The following is a 9,582-nucleotide window of genomic DNA, read 5'->3' on the forward strand; positions in this document are numbered from 1 at the left end:
TGGCTACACGGACCTCTACGCGCCGGAGAACCGCGACACGTACGAATCCCTGGAGAACTGCCCCGAGGACCTGCTCCTCTTCCTGCACCACGTCCCGTACACCCACCGCCTGGACAGCGGGAAGACCGTCATCCAGCACATCTACGACACCCACTTCGCCGGGGCCGCCCGGGTCGACGGCATGCGGGCGGACTGGGACGCGCTGAAGCGGCGCGTCGACCGTCGCCGGCTCGGTGAAGTGTCCCGGCTGTTCGGGGAGCAGAGCGCGCGGGCCGCCGAGTGGCGGGACACGCTCGTCGCCTACTGGTTCGAGCTCAGCCGGATCCGCGACGACGGCCGCAGCTGGATCCAGGCGGTGATCGCTCCGGCCGACACGGCCCTGTTCGGCGGCGAGCGCAACGACCTGCCCGTGCAGATCGTCAACGCGACCGGCTCCGGGCTGCGCACCGAGACCTCGCTCGACGTCCCCGACGGGTGGACGTCCGAGAAGGCGACCGTCTACGTGGACTCGCTCCGCGACGAGACCGTCAGGATCAGCGTGGTCCCGCCCGTCACGCCGGGCCTCGCGACCGTGCGGGCCCGGCCCCGCTCCGGGGACGTGCAGGCCCTCGACGCGTCGCTGCGCAGCCGGGCCGAGGCCGTCGTCCTCCCGCCCGCAGGCCGCTGCGTCCACGCACTGGACGCCGGGACCGGCACCTCGCCCGTCCTCGAGGGCTACACCCGCCTCTCCCCCGCCGACACCTGGCACGAAGGGGCGGACTTCGGCTGGGTCGGCAACACCCCCGACGCGACGGACACCGGACTCTTCGACGTGGTCCGGCGGGACTACGTGCGCGACAGCGCGCCCACCGTGCTCCGTCTGAAGGTGCCCGCCGGCCGCAGTACGGCCCACCTGCTGACCGGCGATCCCAACACCTTCAACCGGCCGCTCGTCGTGCGGGTCGACGGCACCGAGAAGGCGCGCACCGAGCAGCTCGACGGCCGGGAGTTCCGCTGGGTGGAGGTGCCGTTGGACGGTGGCGGCGACGGGGCCGAGGTCGACCTGGAGTTCTCGGCGCGGGAGGGCCAGACGTGGCACCTCAGCGCGTGCGTGGTGCTCGCGCAGAACTAGGCCGTGTCCGCGCAGTCCCTGGGCGTGTGCTCCGGTGACGTGGGGGACGCCGTCCGCGGCCGCCACGTCACCGCGCGCGTCGCACGGCCGGTTCCGGTAATCCCGTGGAATCGCTCCCACGGGCCGGGCAGGATGGTCCGGCGAGGCACGGTCGACCCGACCGCCCGTGCCGGTCGAGGAGTCCGTATGCCCACCGCACCTGCTCTGCTGCCGCGTTCGGCCCCCGCCGCGTCCGGGGTGTCGTCCCGGGCCGTCGCCGCGCTCCTCGACCGGCTCGAGTCGTCGGACGTCGAGTGCCACTCCCTCGTGATCGCGCGCCACGGCCGGATCGTCGCCGAGGGCTGGTGGGCGCCGTACACGGCAGAACGGCCCCATCTGCTCTACTCGTTGACCAAGTCGTTCACGTCGACCGCGGTCGGGCTGGCCGTCGGCGACGGTCTGCTGTCGCTGGACGACCGCCTCGTGGACCTCCTGCCGGAGCACGTCCCGCAGGACCTGCCGGCGCAGGCCGCACGCCTGACCGTGCACCATCTCCTGACCATGACGACCGGGCACGCCGAGGACACCCTCACCGAGGCGTGGCTGCGGGAGCCCGACGACCTGACGAAGGGGTTCCTGCGCCTCCCGTTCGCCGTGCCCGAGGGCACCCGGCACGTCTACGACAACACGACGACGTACCTCCTGGCCCGGATCGTGGAGCGCGTCACCGGCCGCGGCCTCGACGCGTTCCTCGACGCGCGGCTGTTCCGGCCCATGGGGATCGGCCCGGCCGAGTGGGACCGGGTGAAGAGCGGGGCCGTGTTCGGGTTCCACGGTCTGCATCTGAGGACCGAGGCGGTCGCCGCGTTCGGCCAGCTGCTGCTCCAGGGCGGGCGCTGGGGCGACGAGCAGCTCGTCCCGCGCGCGTGGGTGGAGCGGGCGACCCGGCGGCACATCGACTGCACCTGGAACCTGGAGGGCACCGACCAGGCGGACTTCGCCTGCGGGTACGGCTACCAGTTCTGGAGGTCGCGGCACGGGTTCCACGGGCACGGCGCCTTCGGTCAGCAGTGTGTCGTCGTCCCGTCGCACGACCTCGTGCTCGCCGTGACCGCCGAAGGAGAGTCCCAGGAGGTCTTCGACGCCGTGTGGGACCTCCTGCTGCCCGGCGTCGGCCACGCCGACGGCCCCGAGGACGACGCGGCCCTCGCCGAGCGCCTGCGGCGGCTGGCGCTGCCGCCGGTGCCGGGGGCGGGCGCCGACGGCCCCGGCCGCACCGTGACCGGGGTGCTCGACGCCTCCGCGCAGGACTCCGCGCTGCCCGACGGCACGAAGGTGCACGTCGAACCGGTCGGCGGCGGCTGGCTCCTCCGCTTCCCTTCGCTCTTCGACGTCGAGGCCGGACACGGCACCTGGCGGGAGAGCTCCCCGCTGGGGCGCCCGGTCGTCGCGTCCGGCGCCTGGCAGGGCGACACCTTCGTCGCCGAACTCCGGGTCATCACGTCCCCGCACCGGGTCACCCTGGTCGTCGACGCCGCCACGGGGACGGCGCGGGCGACGTGGAGCGCGGCGCCGCTCACCACATCACGGCTCGAACGGCACGTGAGGGCCCCCTTGATGACGCGGCCCGACGTCGCCTGACCCGGCGCCCGCCCCGCCGCGGACGTCACTGCTCTCGTTCCGTCCCGCCCGCGTCGGCCTCGGCGCGGGCGAGGGCGCGGCGCATCTGCTCCGCGTACTCCCGCGCCGACTCCCGCGCGGCGGGCGAGTCCGTGGTGCCCCGGGCCGCCTCCTCCGCGGCCCGCGTCCACTTCCTCAGGACCTCGACCGGCCGCTGGTGCCCGCAGTCCACCGGGGTCCCGCTCCGGTCGCGCACGACCGCCTGGAACCCCACGTTCACCCACACGCTGATCCCCTGGTCGTGCACCACCACGTCGAACGGCACCTCGTCCGGATCTCCGCTCCCGGCATCGAGGGCGGTCAGGGTGAACTGCTCGTCGGGCCGCATCCAGTAGTCCTCACCCAGCGGTTCGACCCATACGGCGAGCAGCTGCTCGGTGTCGTTGTTCAACCGGATCTTCGACATGCCCGCAGCGTAGAGCCTCGCCGGCGTTCCGGGACCGGGTCATCCGTCCCCGGTGAACGTCGGGTCCTCGAGCTGGTTGTAGATCTCCTTGCCCGACGCGTCGTACGCGTGGACGGAAGGGTTCGGGCCCATGTAGCGCGGTCCTGGGGGTGTGTCCGGGGTGAGGGCCGTCGCGTAGGCGAACGCGCCGTCGGACATGCGGGCCGGGTACTCCTGCGGGCTGTCGCCGAAACTGACGGTGACCTTCGCGACCTGGGCGGTGTAGTGGCCCGCGCCCACCGCCACGAACTGCTCGTTGTCGCCGCGTTCGAAGGTGGAGTCGAAGTAGGCGATCGTCCGGCCCGTGCCCCACAGGCGGTTGTTGATGAAGGTGGGCGGATGGGCGAGGCTCGTGCCCCGGTCGCCCTTCGTGGCGCACTGCACGTACTGGCCCGCGGAGTCGACGGCCAGGACCACGCCGTCGGCGGTGGGGGACGCCGCAGGGGCGCGCAGCGCGATCACCGGGTCGTACTGCGCCGCGGAGGCGCCGAGGCAGGAGGAGAGGATCCTGGCGACCGTTCCCGCGGGGATCGGGGTCGTCCTCGTACTCGTGACGGTGAAGTCCTTCTGATCGTCCGTGGTGGTGGGGCCGGTGGACGCCGTGCTGGTGGGTGTGCCGGCCGGTGCGCCCTCGGTGACGTCCGGTGCGGTGGGGCTCGCGTCGCCCACCCCGCCGAGGACGGCCACGGCGGTGAGGCTCACGGCCGTGACGCCGGTCGCGACGCCCAGCGGGACACCCCATCTGCGCCGCAGCGACGTGCTGTTGCCGTCCGGTCCGATCTTCATGAGCAGTTCCTCTCGGGTCCGCCGGGCATGCGGCAGATCACGATCGGAAGGAGCCGCAGGGACGCCCTGCATGTCGCTCATCGGGCGACCTCCTTCGCGTGGTCGGGGCTTGGGGAACGGAACGAGGACGCCGGGCCCGGACCGGTACCGAGGATGTCCGCTCCCAGCCGCTGCCGCGCGCGGTGCAGCCGGGACTTCACGGTGCCCACCGCCACGTTCAGGGCCGCGGCGGCCGCCTGTTGGTCGAGGCCCGACCACACGCACAGCTCGACGACCTCACGCTCGTGGCGCGGGAGCCGGGCGAGCGCCCGGTGGATCTCCGACATCCGGCGTTCGTCGTCGACCCGGCCCGCGACGCGGTCCGCGTGGTCGCCCACCGGTTCGTCGTGCGACACGAGCCGGTGCAGGAGGGCCTCGGCCCTGCGCAGGCGGCGCCTGGTGTTCGACAGCAGGCCGTTGGCGACGCCCAGCAGCCACGGCAGGGCCGACTCGCGGTCCAGGACCGTCTCCGTACGACGGCGCCACGCGTGCAGGAACACGGCCGACGTGAGGTCCTCGGCCTCGGCCCAGTCGGCCGTCCGCCGGAACAGATGGTTGTACACGGCCTTGGCGTGCCGGTCGAAGATCCGGCCGAACGCCTCCCGGTCGCCGTCGACGGCCCGCGCCCACAACTCGCGGTCGGAGGTGCCTCCGAGCGGCCCGCCGTGGCCAACGTCGTTCAGTTCCATGCTCCGTTCGTGTCCGGCACCGCGCCGAAGGTTCCCGCCGGGGCAGTCCGTCGCGGCCGATCCCGGCAGAGCCGGCTCCGGACGCCCCGCAGGCGCCCTACTCCCCGTCCCCGTCGGTCCGTTCGGCCAGGTCCTTGATGCGGAGCAGGCGCGTCTCCCAGGAGCGGCCGATGCGGTCCAGCTCGCGGGCCAGGGCGCCGAGCCGGGCGCCGGCCGCCAGGTAGACGACCTCGCGCCCGCGCTGTTCGGGGGCGACGAGGCCGACCTCGCGGAGCACGTCGAGGTGCTTGCCGATGGCCTGGCGGCTGACCGGCAGGACGCGGGCCAGGGCCGATGCCGACAGCGGGCCCTCGCCGAGGCGGGTCAGGATTTCCCAGCGCATCGGGTCGCCGAGGGCGGCGCACAGGCCGGGGAGCGTCGTGGCCGGCGGCTGGGTCACGGGCGGGCCGCCGCGCCGGTCTCGACGAAGGCCTTCGCCGCGGCCAGCTCCGTGGACCAGCCCTTGTCGTTGCCCTCGCGCTCCTTGAGCCAGACGGCGGGGTCGTCGGACAGGCTGCTGAACCCGCTCTCGACGACGCGCAGGGTCACGCCGCCCTCGTCGCGCTCGTCGATCCAGAACTCGACGAGGGTCGAGGGCCGCGCCTCGTCGCGGTACGGGGTGCCGATCCAGCGGAACGCCGCGTAGCGCGGCCTGTCGAGAGTGACGGTGCGGAAGCGGAACTCGCCGAGCGTCGGGTGGCGCACCACGGTGACGTCGTCGCTCTCCCGGTGCAGGTCGGGCTCGACCTCGACGACGCCGTCGTTGATGTACCAGCCGGGTCGTGCGACGAGGTCCCAGACGCGCTCGGCGGGTGCGTCGATGTCGATCCGGCGGGCGATCCGGTCGAGCGCGTCGAGCTCGGCCGGGGTGTGTGCGGTGTCGCTCATGACTGCCTCCGTGGACGGGGGTGCGCGGGCTCGCACCGTTCCTGCAACTCAAAGGTTGCACACGGGGAGCCCATCTGCAACCCGGGGGTTGCATGCCCTCAGGCGTGTCCCCCGCGGGACCACAGCGCGCGGGTACCGAGCCCTGCGACGTCCAGGGCCAGCTCGGCGTACATCGCGTTCGCCCACGAGAACCAGGGCCGGGTGAACCGGCTCGGGTCGTCCTTGTGGAAGGACTCGTGCATCGCGCCCGTCCCGGCGTCCGTGTCGTTCAGCGTCCGCAGGGCCTCCACGCGCCGCGCCGGCGCGTCGCACGTCAGGGCCTCGACGGCGATCGCGATCGGCCAGATGTGGTCCGGCGGGGTGTGCGGGCTGCCGACGCCCGCGGCCGCCGTGCCGCTGTACCAGGTCGGGTTGGCGGCCGACAGGACGAAGGCGCGGGTCGCCCGGTACAGCGGGTCGTCCGGCGCGATGTCGGCGACCAGCGGCAGGGACAGCAGGCCGGGCATGTTGGCGTCGTCCGTCAGCAGCGCGTTGCCGAGTCCGTCCACCTCGTAGGCGTAGAACGTGCCGTGCGGGGCGCGCCGCACCGTTCCGTGGCGGGCGACCGCCGCGCGCAGTTCGCCGGCCAACTGCCGCGCCTCGGCGGCGAGATCGTGGTCGCCGACGTGCCGCGCCATCCGGACGAGGCCGTCGAGTGCGGCGGAGGCGCACAGGTTCGCGGGCACGTTGTAGCCGTACACACAGGCGTCGTCGCTGGGGCGGAACCCGCTCCACGTCATGCCGGTCCTCGCGACCGGTGTGCCGCGCCCTGCCCGCTCCAGCGTGTCGCTCGCCGGGCCGCCGGCGCGGACGAAACGGTAGGCGGAGCGGGTGGCGTGGTCCTGCTCCGTGCGCCACACCCCGACGACCGTGTGCGCCGCGCCGACCACCTGGGCGAGGTGGTCGGTCCGGCCGGTCGCGGCCCAGAAGCGCGCGGCGAGCAGGAGCGGCAGGGCCAGGGAGTCGACCTCGTACTTCTCCTCCCAGACGAGGGGGTCGTCGCACAGGTCGGCCTCGTCGTGCGCCCGTCCCGAGGGCTCCGCGTTGAAGGCATTGGCATAGGGGTTGTGCGCGATCTGGGCGAACTGCCGCCTCATGACGGCGAGCAGGAGGTCCTGCAGCGCGGGGTCGTCCCGCAGGAGCGCGAGGTAGGGGAACATCTGTGTGGTCGAGTCGCGCAGCCACATGGCGGGGATGTCACCGGTCACGACGAAGGCGGTGCCGTCCGGCATGGCCCTGATGGTGCGGGCCAGGGTGTCGTCCAGGCACCGCACCAGGGTCCGCCCGAACCGGGGGTCGCCGAGCGCGTCCAGGCGGCGTACCGCCTCCTGGATCACCGGATGGTCCTCGACGGTCGTGGGGAAGTGCATCGTCCGGCCTTTCGTGGCCCGCCTCCGGCGGGGCCGGACCGGCGGGCGCTGACGGGTGCGCCGCGGCCCGTACGCGGGCCGGGCAGGGAGTCACTCGGTGGGTGCCGGCCCCGCGTCCGCGCCCGGCGCGGCTCCGTGCCGCACGACCCGGGTCGGGACGGTGATGCGGCGGGCCGCGGGCGGTTCGGCGTCGCTGTGGCCGAGCCGCCCGATGAGCAGGCGCGCGGCCTGCCGGCCGATCTCGTCGGCGTCGTAGGAGACGATCGTCAGCGGGAGACCGAGCACGTCCGACAGGTCGAAGTCGTCGAATCCCGCGATCGGGATCGTCGTCCCGGCCTTGTACAGGGCCCTGATGGCGCCCTGGCTGATGCGGTTGTTGGTACAGAACAGGGCGGAGGGCCGGTCGGACCCCTCGATGAGCTCGCGGGTCGCGCGCTCCGCCGTCAGGGCGTCGGTCAGCCCCTGCCGGATGATGCCGCTGTCCGGCTCGATGCCGACCTCTTCGTGAGCGGCCCAGAATCCGCGCAGGCGCTCGGCTCCGGTGTACAGGGCCGGCGGGTTGCCGAGGAAGGCGATGCGGGTGTGGCCGTCGGCGAGGAGGCTCGCGGTGGCCTCGCGGGCGCCGTGGAAGTCGTCGACCAGCACGCAGTCCGTGTCGAGGCCGGCGGGCGGCCGGGCGGCCAGGACGACGGGCACCCGGCGCATGGCACCGGCCAGGTGCTGCTGCCTGCTGCCCGCCGGTACGACGATGAGGCCCTCCACCTGGTGGTCGACGAGGTCGTCGACCAGCTCGGGTTCGCGGTCCGTCTGTTCGGCGGAGTTGCCGAGCAGCACCCGGAAGCCGAACTCGGTGGCGACCTCCTGGACGCCGAGGGCGAGGCGCGAGTAGAAGGGGTTGGCGAGGTTGGTGACGACGAGACCGATCATGCCGCTGCCGCCGAGCCGGAGACTGCGGGCCGTCTCGTTGCGCCGGTAGCCGAGACGGTCGACCGCCGAGAACACCCGCTCGCGCGTCGCCTCGGACACCCCCGGGTCGTTCTTGAGGACCCGCGACACGGTCATCGCGCTCACCTGCGCGAGCTTGCCGACGTCCTGCATCGTCGGTCCGCCGCTTCGGCGAGCGGTCATGCCCGGGTCCCTTCCTCCGACGTGTCCCTGCGCCTGCGTCCTCGGGGTCACAGGGCACCCGGAGCGTCCAGGGCCCAGTGGGCGGCCCCGATCAGCGGCGCCTGCGCGGGCTGCCCGGCCGGCAGGACCGGGACCGCGCCGCCCGCGGCGAGCCCGGCGGTGAGCGCGGGGTGCACCAGATGCCACGACCGGGCGATGGACCCCCCGACGACCACGGCGGTGGCCTCGAAGCGGTCGATCCACGCGGCCAGCGCCTGCCCGAGTGCGTGGAAAGAGTAGCGGAAAGCCTCCACGGCGGCGGGGTCGCCCTCGTCGGCGCGCGCGGCGATCTCATGGACGTCGGGGCGGCCCGGCGCGCCGTCCGGCGCGGCGAGCCGGGCGTAGCGCTCGCGGATGCCCCGGCGCGACACCGTGTCCTCCAACGGGCGGCCGCCGACGGTGAGGTGATGGACGTGGCCGCTGGTGGGCACCCGCGCATCGTCGTGCACGGGCCGGCCGGTCTCCAGGAACGACGAGCCGACGCCGGTGCCCAGGGTCAGGCACAGCACCCGGTCGTGGCCGGCCGCCGCGCCCGCGCGGTACTCCCCCAGCGCGAACGCGTCGGCGTCGTTGAGGAACCGGAGCCGGTCGGCCCGGCCCGCGAGTCGCCGGCGCAGCCCGGCCCCGACGTCGACGCCCGTCAGGGACCGGAACTTGCCGATGCCGGTGAAGCGGCCGACGCCGGTGGCGTAGTCGAAGGGCCCGGGCACGGCGACGCCCCAGTGCCCGCGGTGTCCGTCGGGCAGGGAGCGTGCGGCCCCCGCGATGACGTCGAGGACGTCGTCGGCCGCGGCGTGCGCGTCCAGCGGTCTGCGCAGCACCGCCGTGGGGACGGGACGGTCGGCCGTGGGGTCGACGAGGGCGGCGGTGACGTGGGTGCCCCCGATCTCCAGGACCGGGACGAGCTCGCTCCGGCGCTGCGCCGGCGGCGTCGTCACGGCTCGACCACCAGTGCCTTGACGATGCGGACCTCGTCCGGTCCGACGGCCCGGACCCGGTAACCGCCGACAGCCGCGGGCACGGTGAGGGTCTCGGCGAAGGCCAGAGAGTGGGTGCGCCCGTCGTCCGTCTCGATGACGGCCCCCTCCCCGGCGGCGACGTTGAGCAGGTGGAAGCGGCCGTCGGTGCGGTCGCCGAGCTCCGCGCCGGGGGCCAGGACCGAGCGGTGGACCGCGTAGAACATCTCGGGCAGCGCGCCGAGCACCTCCTCGCGCCAGCCCGTTCCGCTGCGCAGGGTGCGCGGCTGCTGGATCAGTTCCTTGGTCACGTCCTCGCCGCGCCGGCTGGTGTCCAGGTTCGCGAAGCCGTGCTCGTAGGGCAGGGGCCGCGAACGTCCGGCGGCGTCCTTGC

At 74.0% G+C, this 9,582-nt stretch carries 9 protein-coding genes and 2 pseudogenes; 2 read left to right on the forward strand and 9 right to left on the reverse strand.

Features of this window, described 5'->3' with window-relative positions:
- Positions 1-1,111: pseudogene (locus tag GTW43_RS17330) on the forward strand (glycoside hydrolase); the annotation flags it as partial.
- Between the two features lie 186 nt (positions 1,112-1,297).
- Positions 1,298-2,731: a serine hydrolase gene (locus GTW43_RS17335; protein ID WP_202501560.1), complete on the forward strand. Its 1,434-nt coding sequence runs from the start codon at positions 1,298-1,300 to the stop codon at positions 2,729-2,731.
- A gap of 25 nt (positions 2,732-2,756) precedes the next feature.
- Here the strand turns inward: GTW43_RS17335 and GTW43_RS37555 are convergent, their stop codons facing one another.
- The 9 genes and pseudogenes from GTW43_RS37555 to GTW43_RS17380 form a co-directional block, all read right to left on the reverse strand.
- On the reverse strand, positions 2,757-3,176 hold the full coding sequence (locus GTW43_RS37555; RefSeq protein ID WP_202501561.1) for a hypothetical protein: 420 nt from the start codon (positions 3,174-3,176) through the stop codon (positions 2,757-2,759).
- Positions 3,177-3,215: 39 nt separating this feature from the next.
- Positions 3,216-4,001, reverse strand: coding sequence for a hypothetical protein (locus GTW43_RS17345; RefSeq protein ID WP_161302928.1), 786 nt, complete (start codon positions 3,999-4,001; stop codon positions 3,216-3,218).
- A 77-nt stretch (positions 4,002-4,078) separates the two neighbouring features.
- On the reverse strand, positions 4,079-4,729 hold the full coding sequence (locus GTW43_RS17350) for a sigma-70 family RNA polymerase sigma factor (protein ID WP_161302929.1): 651 nt from the start codon (positions 4,727-4,729) through the stop codon (positions 4,079-4,081).
- A 97-nt stretch (positions 4,730-4,826) separates the two neighbouring features.
- Complete coding sequence (locus tag GTW43_RS17355; protein WP_343246036.1) at positions 4,827-5,168, reverse strand: metalloregulator ArsR/SmtB family transcription factor; 342 nt, start codon at positions 5,166-5,168, stop codon at positions 4,827-4,829.
- Complete coding sequence (locus GTW43_RS17360; protein ID WP_161302930.1) at positions 5,165-5,656, reverse strand: ATPase; 492 nt, start codon at positions 5,654-5,656, stop codon at positions 5,165-5,167. The genes GTW43_RS17355 and GTW43_RS17360 overlap by 4 nt, the downstream gene beginning before the upstream one ends.
- Positions 5,657-5,754: 98 nt before the next feature.
- Entirely contained in the window at positions 5,755-7,065 is a 1,311-nt protein-coding gene (locus GTW43_RS17365) for a glycoside hydrolase family 125 protein (RefSeq protein ID WP_161302931.1), read from the reverse strand.
- Positions 7,066-7,155: 90 nt separating this feature from the next.
- Positions 7,156-8,193 (reverse strand): LacI family DNA-binding transcriptional regulator, encoded by a 1,038-nt coding sequence (locus GTW43_RS17370; protein ID WP_161302932.1) that lies wholly within the window; start codon positions 8,191-8,193, stop codon positions 7,156-7,158.
- Positions 8,194-8,240: 47 nt separating this feature from the next.
- The gene (locus GTW43_RS17375) at positions 8,241-9,170 is read right to left on the reverse strand and encodes an ROK family protein (RefSeq protein ID WP_161302933.1); all 930 of its coding nucleotides are present in this window, start codon (positions 9,168-9,170) and stop codon (positions 8,241-8,243) included.
- Positions 9,167-9,582: pseudogene (locus GTW43_RS17380) on the reverse strand (hypothetical protein); the annotation flags it as partial. The gene GTW43_RS17375 and the pseudogene GTW43_RS17380, both read right to left, overlap by 4 nt.

The organism is Streptomyces sp. SID5785 (assembly GCF_009870065.1).
In the GTDB taxonomy this organism is placed as follows: Bacteria; Actinomycetota; Actinomycetes; order Streptomycetales; family Streptomycetaceae; genus Streptomyces.